15 protein-coding genes are annotated in these 15,907 nt (G+C 41.6%); 11 read left to right on the top strand and 4 right to left on the bottom strand.

The window, feature by feature from the left end; all coding sequences use genetic code 11:
* The first annotated feature begins 117 nt into the window (after nucleotides 1-117).
* Nucleotides 118-1,140 carry an acyl-CoA reductase gene (locus LZG71_RS00890; RefSeq protein ID WP_233816158.1) on the top strand — a complete coding sequence of 341 codons (1,023 nt, stop codon included), beginning with the start codon at nucleotides 118-120 and terminating at the stop codon, nucleotides 1,138-1,140.
* A gap of 44 nt (nucleotides 1,141-1,184) precedes the next feature.
* Here the strand turns inward: LZG71_RS00890 and LZG71_RS00885 are convergent, their stop codons facing one another.
* Nucleotides 1,185-2,027, bottom strand: coding sequence for an esterase family protein (locus tag LZG71_RS00885; protein ID WP_233816157.1), 843 nt, complete (start codon nucleotides 2,025-2,027; stop codon nucleotides 1,185-1,187).
* 131 nt (nucleotides 2,028-2,158) lie between these two features.
* On the opposite strand from LZG71_RS00885, the gene LZG71_RS00880 reads away from it, so the two are divergent.
* The 7 genes from LZG71_RS00880 to LZG71_RS00850 all read left to right on the top strand — a co-directional run bounded on the left by LZG71_RS00880 (nucleotide 2,159) and on the right by LZG71_RS00850 (nucleotide 9,831).
* A complete protein-coding gene (locus LZG71_RS00880) occupies nucleotides 2,159-2,866 on the top strand; it encodes an esterase family protein (RefSeq protein ID WP_233816156.1) in 708 nt (235 codons plus the stop codon).
* Nucleotides 2,867-2,920: 54 nt separating this feature from the next.
* Nucleotides 2,921-4,138: a RimK family alpha-L-glutamate ligase gene (locus LZG71_RS00875; protein ID WP_233816155.1), complete on the top strand. Its 1,218-nt coding sequence runs from the start codon at nucleotides 2,921-2,923 to the stop codon at nucleotides 4,136-4,138.
* A 33-nt stretch (nucleotides 4,139-4,171) separates the two neighbouring features.
* The gene (locus LZG71_RS00870; RefSeq protein ID WP_233816154.1) at nucleotides 4,172-5,272 is read left to right on the top strand and encodes a carboxylate-amine ligase; all 1,101 of its coding nucleotides are present in this window, start codon (nucleotides 4,172-4,174) and stop codon (nucleotides 5,270-5,272) included.
* A gap of 181 nt (nucleotides 5,273-5,453) precedes the next feature.
* Nucleotides 5,454-6,302: a type 1 glutamine amidotransferase gene (locus tag LZG71_RS00865; RefSeq protein WP_233816152.1), complete on the top strand. Its 849-nt coding sequence runs from the start codon at nucleotides 5,454-5,456 to the stop codon at nucleotides 6,300-6,302.
* Nucleotides 6,303-6,353: 51 nt separating this feature from the next.
* Nucleotides 6,354-7,547 carry a hypothetical protein gene (locus LZG71_RS00860; protein ID WP_233816150.1) on the top strand — a complete coding sequence of 398 codons (1,194 nt, stop codon included), beginning with the start codon at nucleotides 6,354-6,356 and terminating at the stop codon, nucleotides 7,545-7,547.
* A 159-nt stretch (nucleotides 7,548-7,706) separates the two neighbouring features.
* Nucleotides 7,707-8,924: an aspartate aminotransferase family protein gene (locus LZG71_RS00855; protein WP_233816148.1), complete on the top strand. Its 1,218-nt coding sequence runs from the start codon at nucleotides 7,707-7,709 to the stop codon at nucleotides 8,922-8,924.
* A 28-nt stretch (nucleotides 8,925-8,952) separates the two neighbouring features.
* Nucleotides 8,953-9,831: an aldose 1-epimerase family protein gene (locus tag LZG71_RS00850; protein WP_233816146.1), complete on the top strand. Its 879-nt coding sequence runs from the start codon at nucleotides 8,953-8,955 to the stop codon at nucleotides 9,829-9,831.
* Nucleotides 9,832-9,886: 55 nt separating this feature from the next.
* On the opposite strand, the gene LZG71_RS00845 is transcribed toward LZG71_RS00850, so the two are convergent.
* Complete coding sequence (locus LZG71_RS00845; RefSeq protein ID WP_233816145.1) at nucleotides 9,887-10,639, bottom strand: LuxR C-terminal-related transcriptional regulator; 753 nt, start codon at nucleotides 10,637-10,639, stop codon at nucleotides 9,887-9,889.
* Between the two features lie 121 nt (nucleotides 10,640-10,760).
* Between LZG71_RS00845 and LZG71_RS00840 the strand changes: the two genes are divergently transcribed.
* The 3 genes from LZG71_RS00840 (at nucleotide 10,761) to LZG71_RS00830 (ending at nucleotide 13,826) form a co-directional block, all read left to right on the top strand.
* On the top strand, nucleotides 10,761-11,324 hold the full coding sequence (locus tag LZG71_RS00840) for a hypothetical protein (RefSeq protein WP_233816144.1): 564 nt from the start codon (nucleotides 10,761-10,763) through the stop codon (nucleotides 11,322-11,324).
* 92 nt (nucleotides 11,325-11,416) lie between these two features.
* Nucleotides 11,417-11,803 (top strand): ABC transporter permease, encoded by a 387-nt coding sequence (locus LZG71_RS00835; protein ID WP_233816143.1) that lies wholly within the window; start codon nucleotides 11,417-11,419, stop codon nucleotides 11,801-11,803.
* Complete coding sequence (locus tag LZG71_RS00830) at nucleotides 11,742-13,826, top strand: FtsX-like permease family protein (RefSeq protein ID WP_233816142.1); 2,085 nt, start codon at nucleotides 11,742-11,744, stop codon at nucleotides 13,824-13,826. The genes LZG71_RS00835 and LZG71_RS00830 overlap by 62 nt, the downstream gene beginning before the upstream one ends.
* A 106-nt stretch (nucleotides 13,827-13,932) precedes the next feature.
* On the opposite strand, the gene LZG71_RS00825 is transcribed toward LZG71_RS00830, so the two are convergent.
* On the bottom strand, nucleotides 13,933-15,288 hold the full coding sequence (locus LZG71_RS00825) for a TlpA disulfide reductase family protein (RefSeq protein ID WP_233816141.1): 1,356 nt from the start codon (nucleotides 15,286-15,288) through the stop codon (nucleotides 13,933-13,935).
* 200 nt (nucleotides 15,289-15,488) lie between these two features.
* The gene (trxA, locus tag LZG71_RS00820) at nucleotides 15,489-15,821 is read right to left on the bottom strand and encodes a thioredoxin (RefSeq protein ID WP_233816140.1); all 333 of its coding nucleotides are present in this window, start codon (nucleotides 15,819-15,821) and stop codon (nucleotides 15,489-15,491) included.
* Between the last annotated feature and the right edge of the window lie 86 nt (nucleotides 15,822-15,907).

Raw genomic sequence — 15,907 nt, 5'->3', positions numbered from 1 at the left:
TTATATTTGTTCTTATTTTCTCGCTTATACAGAAACAAATATAATTATTTAAAGTTTCACAACAATCAGAAAATTAAAAACCTTAATAACCATTATACTATTTATAGTTCTGCTAGAATGATATCAAGAAATCAACGTATAAATGCATTCATTAAATTAGGTCAATATATCGCTGACGCCCTGCATGAGGAAGAAATAGAGGAATGGATAGCAGATGCCAACAGCAAGAATAATTGGTTCACTCCCCAAAACGTTAAAACTTCCCTGCTTGCGATATCCGGCGAATATTTGAATGAAATGCCACTCAGGCAGTGGGCAAGCCAATATTCCGAACCATTAAACATTAAAAAAGTTGGTGTGGTTATGGCTGGCAACATTCCCGCCGTAGGTTTTCATGATGCCTTGTGCGTCCTGTTGAGCGGACATATCCTGCTGGCCAAACCGGCTTCCGACGATCAGATTCTGATTCGCCATCTTTTAAAAAAACTTGTTGAAATTGAGCCAGGCTTCGAAGGGTACATTCAGTTTGTAGAACGCCTCAATGATGCTGACGCTTATGTTGCCACAGGAAGCGACAATACAGCACGGTATTTTCATTATTATTTTTCTAAAAAACCAAATATCATTCGCAAGAACAGAACGTCGGTGGCGGTACTTAGCGGAAATGAAAGTGAAGAAGAGTTAACAGCGTTAGGCCAGGATATTTTTCAGTATTATGGACTGGGTTGCCGAAATGTTTCAAAACTCTTTGTACCAGCGGGATATGACTTTACCAAGTTTTATGAATCTATTGAATCATACAGCACCCTTGGTTTACACCATCATAAGTATTTCAATAATTACGAATACAACAAATCGATATTACTTGTAAACCGGGTTCTGCACTTCGATAATGGTTTTCTTATTCTGACCGAAGGCAAGGCGCTTGTTTCAGCCATCAGTGTGGTGCATTACGAATTTTACGATTCAATAGAAGATGTAAAATCTGTATTACAGGAAGAATCTGAGAAAATACAGTGTGTGGTGGGAAGCCAGGAGCTTGGTATTGAAAATACAATCACATTTGGCTTAGCGCAAAAGCCATCAATATCTGATTATGCCGATTCGGTTGACACGATGGCATTTCTTGCAGGTCTTTAAAATATATATTTTTGCCGGAGTGGTGTATTTCTCCGGCATTTATTTTACCAGATCGCTGTCAGAACTTCCTTTTCTGATTTTTCCTTCTCAATACTAAAAGCCCAGGTGAGAAATGAAGGCATTGCCAATGCCCAGGTTGGTACATTGTGTTCGCCTTCCGGCATTTCCAGATAAGCAATGTCCCTGTGCCAATGGTAACCTTTTCTTTCCAATTCTCCGATACATTCCAGTGTATCCTGCATCGAATCAATAATTCCGTCCCCGTCCCGGTCATCGGTTTCATCTTTTCCACCACACTGAAACCAGAATTTTAATCCCGGCTTATAATCCGAGTTTCTGATTAAAGCGTGCATGATTCTGTCACTATCGCAATAGCCGGCGTCCAGCGCTTTCTGTCTCCACCATAACGCACCCGAAAAAACAGCGGCGGCGGAAAATATCCCGGGATACTTCCAGACCATGTCAATCGCCATGAGCCCGCCCAGGGAAAAACCTGCGTACACGACGTTGGTTTGCTGAAAAGCGTACTTATTATTCAAAAACGGAAGAAGCTCATCCAATACAAACGAAGTTGTGGCACCAGCCAAACTCCCCCTGTTAGCATAGTCGGCCTGTCCGGCGGTACCGTACTCCTGAATCCTGTTTTCGCTTGCATGAAGACCAACCGTTACAAACCGCGAAACCTTGTTCTCTATATAAAGATCCGAGAGTATAGATACGTAATTCATGGCAGCCAGATCCTGACCATCGTTGATGAGAAGCAACGGATAAGATTCCGATTTCGTAAAGTTTGCCGGAAGGATGATGCTAAGGGTAACTTCCCGACTTAAAGCGGAAGAGTAAAGCTTTGTTTCTGTTGATGTAATTTGTTGCTGATGGGAGTTCAAACCGTCTACCTTAAATTAATAAATTGTTAACCGGGCAGCAAAGTAACAGAATAGGATCTTTTAAAAACACATTTGCTTGTTATATTTTCTTTCGTATATTTCAATTATTAACCTATAAAAACAAGCTAAATTTGGAAGAGAAGCACATTAAATACTACTCGCACCACCTGGGGCGGGACATAGACATGCTTGTTTATGGTGATTGGGGTTACCCTATTTTGTTGTTCCCTACCACCCTCGGAAAATACTATCAGGCCAAAGACATGGGGCTTATTGAGTCTGTGAGAGGTTTGGTAGAATCAGGCAAATACAAAATTTACTGCATTGACTCCATAGATGCCGACTCCTGGTATGGCAAACATCTTAATTCTGAATTCCGGGTTCTGAATCATATGGTTTATGATCAGTTTCTGGTCAACGAGCTTATCCCATACATCCGGCATGAGTGTAATGTTGATAAAATTGGAGTCGCCGGTTGCAGTTTTGGTGGTTTTCATGCGGCAAACCTTGCTTTTCGTCATCCAAACCTTGTTGCCTACCTTGTTAGTATGAGTGGCGCTTTCGATATCAGAAGTTTCCTGGATGGCTATTACAGCGACAATGTATATTTCAACAATCCGGTGGATTACATGCCAAACGAGCAGGGATGGCGCTACGGGCACATGAAGATTGTGTTGGGTACTTCCGACTGGGATATTTGTCTGGACAGTAACATTAAAATGTCCGACATTCTCAACTCCAAAGGTATTGATCACTGGCTTGATATCCGCGGTTGGGAAAAGCACGACTGGCCGCTTTGGAATGCCATGTTCCCACATTATCTTTCAAGAATATTATAAACAATATCATTACATCATTCACTTTTCAATCAACACAAAAAATTAAACCTGATTATGAAAAAAATTGGAATTCTCTTTGGCATGGAAAATACCTTTCCGCAAGCTTTTATAGATCGTGTCAATAGTAAAGGAGAAGAAGGTATTATTGCCGAGGCGGTCCGTATTGATAAAGTCGTTCAGGCTGATCCAACAGAATATGCTGTAATCATTGACAGAATTTCACAGGACGTACCATTCTATAGGGCCTATCTTAAAAATGCCGCTCTGAGCGGAACGGCGGTAATCAATAACCCATTCTGGTGGAGTGCCGACGAAAAATTTTTCAACAACGCTCTGGCTGAAAAAATAGGCGTTCCGGTGCCTAAAACTGTATTACTACCTTCAAAAGAACGCCCGGCAGATACCAGCGAAACTTCATTCCGGAACCTGACATTTCCGCTTGCGTGGGAAGAAATGTTTCAGTATGTAGGGTTTCCTGCTTATATGAAACCGCACGACGGAGGCGGTTGGAAAAGCGTTTACAAAGTAGAAAACGTTCAGGATCTCTGGAACAAACACCAGGAAACCGGGCATCTGATCATGATGCTTCAGGAAGAAATAGAGTTCGACGATTATGTACGTTGCTACTGCATAGGACAAAAAGACGTACTTATTATGCCTTATGAACCAAGAAACCCGCATCATCTTCGTTACGCGTCCGAATTAAAAGCCACAGGTGAAGAAAGAGAAAAGCTTCTGGCTACCATTAAGGATTACGTTCTTAAACTGAACGTAGCTTTGGGATATGATTTCAACACAGTGGAATTTGCGGTAAGAAATGGCGTCCCTATTGCGATCGATTTCTGTAATCCAGCTCCGGATGCTGATATTTATTCGGTGGGTCACGAGAATTTCGAATGGGTTGTGGAAGCTGCGGCTAATATGGCTATTGAACGTGCAAAGAATCACAAACCCGGACAGACAAACCTGACCTGGGGTACATTTGTTCAGGAATCCGCTGCATTTACTGGTGCGCTGATACCGCAACCGGCAGCGGAAACTGCTGTTGAAAAGGAAGTAGCAGCCGCGGCGCCGAAAACAGCCTTGGATAAAATACCTGCCAAAACGAAGCAGACTGCGGTTAAAACTGAAACCACCAATCCATTGGTTAAAGATGACGCAGCAGCCAAACCAGCAGTTAAGAAAAGTGCTCCGAAGAAGGCAATTGCTGCAAAACAACCGGAAATAGCACCCACAGCGCCAGTGAAAAAAACAGCCAAAAAGAAAGCATAACATCATCAGAAACTAAAAAAGTAACATCAACACATGGCTATGTTCACCCTCGGAATTGAAGAAGAATTCCAAACAATAGATCCGGTAACGCGCAACTTGCGATCGCACATGTCCAAGCTTGTGGAAGACGGCAAGATCACTTTAAAAGAACGTGTGAAGGCGGAAATGCACCAGGCTGTGGTGGAAGTGGGAACCAACATTTGCCATAATATTCAGGAAGCGAGAGAAGAAGTAACCTATCTGCGTAAAATGATTCTGGATCTTGCAGCCAAGCAGGATTTACAGGTTGCAGCAGCTGGAACGCATCCTTTTGCGGACTGGGTGGAACAGCTCATCACACCTGATCCGCGTTATGATGAGATCATTGATGAAATGCGTGACGTGGCACGGGGAAATCTGATATTTGGTCTTCACGTACACGTTGGAATAGAAAATAGAAATGAAGGTATTGAGATCATGAATGCAGTGCGTTATTTCCTGCCTCACATTTATGCGCTCTCTACCAATTCACCGTTTTGGTGCGGCCGGAACACAGGCTTTAAATCCTATCGTTCCAAGGTATTCGACAAATTTCCAAGAACGGGTATTCCTGACTATTTTTCAAGTGCCGCGGAATATGACGAGTACGTGAACCTGCTCATCAAAACAAAATGTATTGATAACGGAAAGAAAATATGGTGGGATATTCGTGTGCATCCCTTCTTCAATACCATTGAGTTCCGGATGTGCGATGTACCCATGCGTACAGACGAGACTATATGCCTTGCCGCAATCATGCAGGCTCTGGTAGCTAAAATTCACAAGCTGCACAGAGCCAATCTAAGTTTCAGACCCTATCATCGGATGCTGATCAACGAAAATAAATGGCGTGCTGCGCGTTATGGTATTCAGGGAAAACTGATTGATTTCGGAAAGCAGGAAGAGGTGGAGTACAAAATACTTGCCGGAGAATTGCTGGAATTTATTGATGACGTGGTGGACGAACTGGGGAGCCGGAAAGAAATAGAATACATTCACCAGATTATGGAAATGGGGACTGGCGCCGACCGGCAACTGGCTGTGTTTGAACAAACGGGTGATATGAATGCGGTGGTAGACTACATTGTTTCTGAAACCAAAATAGGCATATACTAACTGGCCGACGATCGGGGCGTTAACTGACTCCCGATCGTTGCTTTATGTTGACTTTTGAGACAAAACCATAGGCAGAGGTTTACATTAAGGTTAATAATGCCGAACTTTGCGCAAGAAATGGCGGTAACATAGGACCGCCACGCAACAAATTATCGCTGACAGATTACAGCCAATTATAAAAATGAACGATACTAAGAAACACTTCCGGATTGCCATTCTGGATATGTACAACGGATTTGAGAATGAAGGAATGCGCTGTATTAAGAAGATAATCACCGCATTTGGGGAAACTGAGGGCCTGGAACTTGAATACCAGGTGTTTGATGTACGTCAAAAATTAGAAATTCCTTCGCTTGATTTTCATGCGTATATCTCTACCGGTGGACCAGGAAATCCTTCGCCTGCGGGTGAGGCATGGGAGAGGAAGTATTTTTATTTTCTTGATGGCATACTTAACTACAATGCCAATCGGCACAATCGTACCAAAAAGCATTTATTCCTTATATGTCATTCGTTCCAAATGGCATGTATTCACTGGCAGCTTGCTGGTGTAAGTAAGAGAAGAAAGACATCATTTGGAACATTTCCTGTTCACAAGACATCGTTCGGGCGAAAGGATAGTATGCTCAGCAAGCTGGAAGATCCGTTCTGGATCGTTGATTCTCGGGATTTTCAGGTAACCCAGCCCAATAACCTTGCGATGGAACATATGAAAGCCAAAATACTTTGTCTGGAAAAAATAAGACCGCATGTACAATTGGAGCGTGCGGTGATGGCCATCCGTTTCTCAAACGAGATTGTCGGAACTCAGTTTCATCCGGAAGCGGACGCAGAGGGTATGTTGCGTTATTTCCTGCGAGATGATAAAAAGGTTTCAATTATTGCCAATCACGGTGAACAGAAATACAATGACATGATCGAGCACTTGAACGATCCCGACAAGATTCTGATGACCGAGTCGGTTATCATTCCCGCATTCTTAAAAAATGCGCTCACCAAAAGTTTCAGCGGTGATTCAGTTACTGCATAGCACCCTCTGAGCATATACTTCATTCAAACTTAAATCCGATCATTCGATATTATGCATCCCGGATCCCGAAAAGAATTCAATGCGTCGTTTAATGAAAATGCCTACAGTCAGTTTGTAAAGGCTATCGATTCGGATTATCCGGGTATGCTGGATTTCAGGATTGCCGAAACCCCGGTTTTCATTCCATCCCCGCTAAAGAAGAATTTGCTTCTGGCTTGCGACGAAATTATTGAAACGCTGTTATCTCCTGATTTTAGAGAGAAAACTGAAAGGGCTGTTCCGGCAGATCAAAGTGTACCAAATGAGAATGAACACACTTCTTTTCTGGCAATAGATTTTGCAATTTCTAAAACCGAAACGGGAGAGCTTGTTCCACAGCTTATTGAATTACAGGGCTTTCCTTCTCTGTATGGTTACCAGGCCTATTTGTCTGAAACTTTTCCAAAACATTTTTCTATTCCTAATAACTTTGAATATACGCTGAATACACATTCGTATCAGGAGTACATTGATTCTTTAAGGGATTTGATTGTAGCTGGCGAGGATCCGGAGCAGGTTATTCTTCTGGAGATATTTCCTGAAAAGCAAAAGACTAGAATTGACTTTGCCATTACGGAAGAGATGATCGGTGTTAAAGCTGTGTGTTACACAAAGCTGATACGGGAAGGAAAGCAATTGTACTACGAAAAAGATGGCCGGAAAATCCGCATTAAGAGAATTTACAATCGGTTGATTTTCGACGATCTGGCGAAATACAATGATTTGAAAACCAGTTATCAATTTACGGACGACGTGGATGTAACCTGGGTTGGTCATCCAAATTGGTTTTATAGAATAAGCAAGTTTGCACTTCCTTTGCTAAAAAGCCGTTTTGTTCCTGAAACCAAATTTGTAAGCGACTACAATATGGTTTTCCCGGCAGATCTTGAAAACTATGTATTAAAACCTCTTTTCTCCTTTGCCGGAAGCGGCGTAAAAATTCATGTCACAGAAGACATGCTGACTACCCTACCCGATCCTGAAAATTACATATTGCAAAAGAAGGTGGTGTATGAGCCAGTGATTCAGGCACCTGATGGACTGGTAAAATGTGAGATCAGGATGATGTATGGCTGGCCCGATAATTCAGAGCGCCCCGAATTGATGATCAGCCTGAGCAGGTTGAGCAGAGGAGAAATGATCGGGGTCGATTTTAACAAAAACTTCACCTGGGTTGGTGGCAGTGCCTGTTATTTTGAGAAGTGAGCATAAATCCCTAACGGTTTCCTGACGTTGATACCCCGTGCGTACCGTACTTTGAGTGCAGGCCAATGTTTGTGATTGAATATCCTGTAACATTTACATTTAATACTTTATTATAAATAAAAAAGATGTATACTTTTTAAAAGTATATTACATTAACAAATGCATATTTCCCACCGCCAACACTTTTTTGATCATATTGCCCAAACTTCTGATTATCCGCTTGCACTGGAAATAGATCGCGCCGAGGGCGTGTATATGTATGGAACAGACGGAAAACGTTATCTGGATCTTATTTCAGGAATTGGCGTAAGCAGTGTTGGGCACCGTCATCCGGAGGTTTTGAAAGCGATCTATGACCAGCTCGATAAACATATGCATTTGCTTGTTTATGGTGAGTATGTACAAGGAACTCAGGTCCAACTAGCCAAGGCATTGGCGGACACGCTGAAATTTGAAAGCAAAAATCCATCTCCGTACGGTTTGATAAATAACGTCTATTTCACCAATTCGGGCACCGAAGCGGTTGAAGGCGCAATGAAACTTGCCAAACGCTTTACCGGCAAAGCGGAATTTATATCCTGTTTTAATGCCTACCACGGTGCGACGCAGGGAGCTCTTAGTCTTTCCGGAGCCGAATCATTTAAACAAAGCTTTCGTCCATTACTTCCCCAGATCAGAAACATCAGGCATGGTGTAATTGATGATATTGAACAGATTACTGAAAAAACAGCCGGTGTTATTATCGAAATCGTGGGTGGTGAGTCTGGGATTCGCCTGGCGAATACAGAGTATTTTAAAGCCCTTCGCGATAAATGTACTGAAACGGGTACTTTGCTGATTTTTGATGAGGTACAAACAGGCTTTGGCCGAACAGGTAGCTTTTGGGCTTTTGAACAATACGACATCTACCCTGACATTTTATTGAGTGCGAAAGGAATGGGGGGAGGAATGCCTATCGGAGCTTTCATGGCTTCACAGGAAGTGATGCAGGTGCTTAAAACCAATCCGGTGTTAGGTCACATCACTACCTTCGGCGGACATCCAGTGAGTTGCGCATCTTCTCTGGCGGCCTTGCAGGTTACGCTTCGCGAAGATTTGCCAGCAAAGGCTATCGGAAAAGGAGCCCTGTTGAAGTCGTTATTAGTACATCCAAAAATAATAAAAGAAGTACGCGGCAAAGGACTCATGCTCGCAGCTGAAATGGAATCATTCGAAAAACTTAAACAAACTATTGATCTTTGTATTGATGGAGGTGTCGTTACCGATTGGTTTTTGTTCTGCGACAATTCCATGCGCATTGCTCCGCCACTGACTATTACAGAAGACCAGATCCGTGAAGGATGCAGCGTAATTTTGGCGGCACTTGATAAGATATAATTGTTGTATAATCTCAGCGTAGAAAATTATGGTATTTGAAATAAAAAATGACAAGCTCCGGATCACAGTGAAACAAACGGGTGCTGAGCTAAGCAGTATACAGTCCGTTGTTACGGGTAAAGATTTTATGTGGAATGGGAATCCCGATGTTTGGGGTAGCACCTCTCCTGTTCTGTTTCCGGTAATTGGTGCGATTAAGAATGGTTTTGTAAAATACAAAGGCGGCGAATATGCGGTTCCCCGTCATGGTTTTGTCAGAAATAATGACAAGGTAAAACTTACTGAACAAACCGATAATAGTCTCACTTTCGGACTTGATTCTGATGAAGCGTTATTGAAAATATACCCTTTCAAATTCTCGTTTCGGATAACTTACAGGTTAGATGGGGACAAAATCATTGTCAGTCACAAGATTGTAAATCAGGGTGAAGATCAGATGCTTTTTTCTCTTGGTGCACATCCGGCATTTAAATGTCCGTTGAACGAAGGTGAAGTATACGAGGATTATTACCTCGAATTTGAACAGATAGAAACAGACTCTACCTGGCTGCTTGAAGACGGAGGCTTGGTAGGAAGCCGGACAAAACCTGTTTTACACAATACCAATGTGCTTCATTTAAACGGTCATCTATTTGATCAGGATGCGCTGATATTTAAGAATCTGAAATCCAGACAGGTTAGTCTCCGAAGTACCAAATCGGGCCAGGTTATCACAGTTAAGTTTGACGATTTTCCATATCTCGGAATATGGGCAAAGCCAAACGCTGAGTTTGTATGCATTGAGCCATGGCTTGGCATTGCGGACAATGTTGATTCGGATCAGCGGTTCGAAAATAAAGAGGGAATTTTAAGGCTTGCTGCCGGAGAGACGTTTGAGGCTTCATACAGCATCGAAATCGCAGAGTAAATTTTTGACTGGGAATAGGTGCGCCCTGTATATATTCCCAGTCAATACCACAGCTTCACACAATTATCCCCTTACTTCTTGCGCTTAAAACGGCTTCCATAGCATTTCCTGCGTTCAATTTTTCAAGAATGCGCTGGCGATGTGTATTAACGGTATGCACACTTATGGAAAGCATGTGAGATATTTCTTTACTCAAATTGCCGCTTCTAATCATTTCCAAAATCTGTTTTTCACGTAATGTCAGATCTTTCGTTACAGGTTTTTCTTTCGGCATCAGATCAACTAATTCTCCGTTATGACAATTGATTAACTGGAATTGCACACCACGCCCTACCGCCTGATTTGGCGAAACATCTATCACTCCCAACGAAAGAGATACATTTCCGCTACGATCAAGTTCTAATACATGGTGTTGCTCGGTTACCTGAATGTAGTCCCCAGTACTGTTCCTGATCCGATACTCCGTGATCATCTTGTAATCTCTGCGAAAGCATGCTGGGAGCTTCATGATGTATCTCATCGCCAAAGCTCCATTGTGTGCCAATTTGCGCAGGTCGTCCGGATGTACCCGAGAGTCAAAGACCTCATTGGGTACATTTTGCTGGCCTAATCCCTGGAAACCAAATACCCGATAAAATGAAGAGGATGTGTAGATATGGACACCTTTTTTCAAATCATAAATAGTTACCCCGCTGTTACATAACTGAGCCATGGCCTTTACGAGTGCCAATTGTTTGCCACCAATCCCATAGCCCCAATTGGTAGTTTCTCCGGGTATTTGTAATGATAAATCAGTATTTCTTTCCATGGTGTTGCCGTCTTTCTTTGTAAAAGTTATTGGTGTGGAACATCCTGACAGATGCTTTTCGGATACGACAACTAACTACGGGTTTACCTTAAAAAGAGGGAAAAATAAATTTGAGAACGCCATGAATTTCCATGTAATAACAAATGCAGATACAGTTATAGGACGGGTCGTTGCCAGGGAACTGGCACAGCAGAAGAGAAATCTGATTTTGCTCGGGGAAAATATAACAGAACTGGAAGAATTAAAAAGACTTATTAAGCTGCAATACTTCGTTCATATCCATATTTTGGGACTGACCCAACCGAACCGTGCCCGGATTATTGAGCTATGTGACTTTATTAATGATCTTTTTTTTGTAGAAAGTCTTGTTGATATTGTTCCGGATGATGACAATGCTGTTTTACCTGAGCTCATAATATCCAAACTGGATCAACAGCTAACCGCAGACCTGGTACTGCCATTACTTGTGATTCATCAATTACTACCCAACCTGATGTTATGCGCAGAATCAAAATGGATAAGGGTGATGAGTAATGACCATAGCCTGAGCTTTGAAACATACCTATTTTCGGAAACAGGAGGTTTGTTCAAATGTAAAACGTGTGTTTTAACCAATGATTATGCGGTCGGGAGCGAACGAAAGTGTTCGTTACCGGACATTATGAGTATGATAAGTAGCTGTTAATGAGCGGATATAGACCATGGCATGTTTTTTAAATCAAAACTTAAAATTAGCCCTGACGTGTTCGCAGTTATTCAATATAGTTTTGTGGAGTTATGATCAAAAATTATTTCAAAATCGCTTGGCGTAATCTTACTCGTAATCGTTTGTACGCCATTCTTAATGTTGCCGGTTTGTCGATTGGCCTTGCCTGCTCCCTGATCGTTTTCTGGTTCATTCGTTTTCAGACTACTCATGATCATTTTCACAAAAACATTGACAGGATATATCAGATAACCACAGAGTTCCATTTTGACGGAGTAGGTTATTCCCGAGGTGTCCCTATGCCTATGTGGAAAGCAATGCGTACTGAAATGCCTGCCTTCACCTCGTCTATGTGCGTTGAAAATTATGATCCGTTTTTGTCTGTTCTGGATAATAGTGGAAAAACCAATCAAGAAATTCAAAGAGGAAGGTCCTATGCTGGCCTATGTTCATCCTGAATACTTTTCAATTTTTGATGCAAATTGGCAGATTGGGAATCCTAAATCTTCGCTGACCAAGCCGAATACGGTAGTCATCAGTGAAGCGATAGCCCAGAAATACTTTGGAAAGGAAAATCCGATTGGAAGAGTGATCAAACTATCCAACGAGCTCAACCTGGAAGTAACGGGCATTATAGATAATCCGGCAGACAATACAGATTTACCATACGAGCTTTTTGTGTCGTTTGAAACGCTGACGGCGAATCCTAAATTCAGATATGGCGGAAGCGGTCTGGATCACTGGGGTGGTGTCAATTCAAGTACTTTTTGTTTCGTTTTGTTGCCTGAAAATGTGGACATCAATACTGCCAATAGACAAATGGCGGCGTTGAACAAGAAATACCACGGCACTGACTACAAATCTTACGCGCACAATTTGATACCTTTTAAGGAAATGCACCATTCCATTCCTTATTATGGTGCGATGCCAATGAAGTGGATCTGGATCATGAGCGCAATTGGTATATTCCTGATTGTAACTGCCTGCTTCAATTTCATTAATATGGCCACTGCTCAGGCGCTGCGCAGGTCCAAAGAAGTGGGTGTGCGTAAGGCTGTCGGTGGTACCAAAGGACAGGTTTTTACACAGTTTCTGCTGGAAACTGCTTTGATCACTTTTTCAGCCATGGCGATAGGGTTCGTACTTGCTTCATTAATTTTACCAAACATCACCGAATGGCTGGACCGCCCCGGATCCTGGCCAAAAGTTGTGATATGGGGTGACCCGCTTCTATGGTCGTTTCTGGCTTCTCTTTTCGTCATAGTTGTGTTACTGGCCGGAACATATCCGGGTACCATACTTGCGGGATTTCGTCCGGTGCTTGCGTTAAAAGGTAATGTTACGGCCAGGCATATTGGTGGAATATCGTTAAGAAGAGGGCTTATTGTCTTCCAGTTTGTACTCATTCAGTTACTCGTTATTTGCACTTTGGTGGTAAACAATCAGGTGGATTTTATGTTATCAAGTTCTGTTGGATACGAAACCAAGGGAATTGCCAGCATTGAAATTCCAACACCCGATAAAATCAACCAGACCACATTCCGTCAACGGCTATTGGAAATTCCTGGTATTTCCGATGCTTCGTTCTGTCTTTTTCTACCAACAACTTCATCGAATAACACGAGCAATTTTAGTTTTGATACCCGTCAGAAAGATGAATTGTGGCAGATCAATACCAAAACTGCCGACAATAATTACGTCAAGACCTTTGGCTTAACACTAGTTGCCGGACAAAATATACCTTTGAGTGATACCGTTCGTGGATATTTGGTCAACGAAAAGGTGGTTGAAAAACTTGGTTTTAAGGATCCCAACGATGTGGTAGGAAAGAACATTAAAATTTGGGGTGTAAGCGCTCCTGTTTATGGTGTTTTAAAAAACTGGAACAATACATCCTTTCAGAATGGCATTGATCCGGTCGCTGTTTTCACGCACAACAGCAGCAATTACCGCTGTGCCGTTCAGCTCAATTCCACCAATCTGCACAGCACTATGAAGAGCGTAGAAAAACTCTGGAATGAGTATTTTCCTGATTACCTCTATGAGCAGACATTTATGAATGAGCAAATAGCCAGAAGTTACGAATTGGAAAATATCATGTTGAAACTCATCCGCGTTTTTTCCATGATTTCGATCTTCATTGGCTGCCTCGGACTATATGGTTTGGTTAAGTTTATGGCTTCTCAAAAAACAAAGGAAATCGGGGTTCGTAAGGTCCTGGGGGCCAGTTTGGGGAGTATTTTAGGAATATTCGGTAAGGAAATCGCTTTGCTTATCGTGGTTGCATTTGCACTAGCCGCTCCTATTGGCTGGTACGTGATGCACGCCTGGTTACAGGACTATGAATACCGTATTCCAATTGGTGCCGATATTCTAAGTTTAGCGATTCTGATCACTTTCATAGTAGCTGCGGTTACAGCTGGTTATGAGTCGCTAAAAGCGGCGTTGAATGATCCGGTGAAATCTTTGAAATCGGAATAATTGACTTCCTGGGTTTAAAAACAGTAAAGGGGCTCGAATGAGCCCCTTTACTGTTTTTAAGTGATTTAAGCTGTCATATACAGGCCTGAATTTTAAAACAACCGCTTTACATTTTAAGTAATTTTAAATCCTGTAATTGTTTTGTCAAATCGTCTCCTCTAAGATTACGACTAACAACGCTGCCGTCGGGACCAACCAAAACCACATAAGGATAGCCCTCAATTTTGTAGGTCTCAATTAACTTATTAAGGCTATCGGACATAATCTGCGGCCAGGGCATATCATGTTTATCAAGGAATTTTGTTAGCGCTTCGGGATTCTGTAAACCCGCAATACTTATAAATTCTATTTTCTCTTTATCTGCCAATTTATATGTTTTTTGCAGTTCGGGTATGCTGGCAACACAGGGTTTGCACCAGGTACCCCAGAAATCAATGAATACATATTTACCCTTGTAATCTGTAAGCGAAATTTGTTTGCCCGTCCTGAATTCCCTGGCCTTGAACGGCTGAAATTTGTAGCCGCTCTGAAGTGAATAACTTTCTTTTTCATCAGGATTTACCCTTTCGAGAATGAGCACATTCTTCACGCGATCAACGCCTTTATTCCTGTAAGTTATTTTATTTGTAATGCCGCCAACAGAAATAAATTCATCCTTATTTATTCCCGCAAACACTGGAATTTTTTTATCCTTTTTAAGCCCATCCATGAGAACGATTTCCGGCAACTCATAATCAACGGTAGAAAATCCTCTTCTAACACCTATTTTATAATCCTTCCCGTCGTATTTTAAAACCGTAGTGGCATATTGAGGACTACTGTAGGCGTAATCCATTCCCTCGGGCGCATCAGTGATTTTTTTAATCACTATTGGAAGTTTTGTGGTTAAAACTCGACCGTTGCGGTAATATTCGTAATCGACCAATTGTGTTTTTTTATATGACTCAATAGATTTCTGAGTACCCGTTTCCGGATAAAAAGGTGTTTCATCGCTGAAATCAAAGTTGTTATTGGAGTCCATTATTACTGTCCAATTACCTGTTTTATCAAGTCCATGAATTACGTAAACTTCGCATTTAATTGGTTTTTTAGAAAGAAGAGCTGTGTCAGGCTCCCATTTCCAGGAAGTCTTGAACTCATCAAACATGTCCTGACTTACGTTACCGAGATAATAATGCTGATAGACCAGTTGTTTATAATCAAATACCATATGCGACTTTGTTACCTTCTTCCAATCATCAGGAATTCCTTTTAAGGGCATATACATTGCATTCCAAGGTACACGCATGGAATCATTTTTGGAATACTGTGGGCTAAGATTACCATACTCATAATGAAATGGTCCGAAACCATCTTCGATTGCTAACGGCAGTTCGAGAATTTTGCTGTCTCTGTTATCCGCCTCTTTACATGAAAAAGAGAGAATGGTGAGGATGAGTAAATAAACTACGTTCCTAGTCATGTATAATTCTTTTAGTTTGTTGATTTAAAAGGCTGATACTACACTAATCAAATATTGAACATATGTGTTTGATACTATTCATTCTTTACATATTTTAAATATAACTAAACTTTATATAAAACTTAAACTTCATTTCATCAGTAACGCAAAAAGGGGCTCGAATGAGCCCCTTTACTTAATATATGAGATACAAAGCCTACTTATACAGTAGCTTCAATCTGTGCGTTTAGCTTATCTTCCAATGTAGTTTTTGGTACAACACCCACTACTTTATCCACCAATTGACCATTCTTGAAGATCATTAGAGTTGGAATACTACGGATACCGAATTTAGCAGGAATAGACGAGTTCATATCTACATCCATTTTCCCAATAACCGCTTTGCCTTCGTACTCTCCGGCAAGTTGTTCAACAACCGGCCCGATCATTTTACAAGGTCCGCACCATTCTGCCCAAAAATCTACAAGAACTGGCTTGTCGCTTTGGATCAATTCTTCAAAGGTGCTATCGGTAATTTCAAGTGCTTTTCCCATTTCAAAAAAATGTCTAAATGTTTTTAATTTAATCTGTTGTAGTAATCAATATCCCATACTAAAAGTTCCGTGCCAACTGTACTTAA

Source organism: Dyadobacter sp. CY312 (assembly GCF_021390535.1).
Classification (GTDB): domain Bacteria; phylum Bacteroidota; class Bacteroidia; order Cytophagales; family Spirosomataceae; genus Dyadobacter.
This window is presented reverse-complemented; position numbering and strand designations above follow the sequence as displayed.

Bases quoted from the DNA above. Each gene is read 5' to 3' on its own strand.
- trxA (WP_233816140.1), bottom strand. From the start codon at position 15,821: ATGGGAAAAGCACTTGAAATTACCGATAGCACCTTTGAAGAATTGATC.
- LZG71_RS00840 (WP_233816144.1), top strand. From the start codon at position 10,761: ATGAATTTCCATGTAATAACAAATGCAGATACAGTTATAGGACGGGTC.
- LZG71_RS00890 (WP_233816158.1), top strand. From the start codon at position 118: ATGATATCAAGAAATCAACGTATAAATGCATTCATTAAATTAGGTCAA.
- LZG71_RS00845 (WP_233816145.1), bottom strand. From the start codon at position 10,639: ATGGAAAGAAATACTGATTTATCATTACAAATACCCGGAGAAACTACC.
- LZG71_RS00865 (WP_233816152.1), top strand. From the start codon at position 5,454: ATGAACGATACTAAGAAACACTTCCGGATTGCCATTCTGGATATGTAC.
- LZG71_RS00850 (WP_233816146.1), top strand. From the start codon at position 8,953: ATGGTATTTGAAATAAAAAATGACAAGCTCCGGATCACAGTGAAACAA.
- LZG71_RS00855 (WP_233816148.1), top strand. From the start codon at position 7,707: ATGCATATTTCCCACCGCCAACACTTTTTTGATCATATTGCCCAAACT.
- LZG71_RS00835 (WP_233816143.1), top strand. From the start codon at position 11,417: ATGATCAAAAATTATTTCAAAATCGCTTGGCGTAATCTTACTCGTAAT.
- LZG71_RS00875 (WP_233816155.1), top strand. From the start codon at position 2,921: ATGAAAAAAATTGGAATTCTCTTTGGCATGGAAAATACCTTTCCGCAA.
- LZG71_RS00825 (WP_233816141.1), bottom strand. From the start codon at position 15,288: ATGACTAGGAACGTAGTTTATTTACTCATCCTCACCATTCTCTCTTTT.
- LZG71_RS00860 (WP_233816150.1), top strand. From the start codon at position 6,354: ATGCATCCCGGATCCCGAAAAGAATTCAATGCGTCGTTTAATGAAAAT.
- LZG71_RS00870 (WP_233816154.1), top strand. From the start codon at position 4,172: ATGGCTATGTTCACCCTCGGAATTGAAGAAGAATTCCAAACAATAGAT.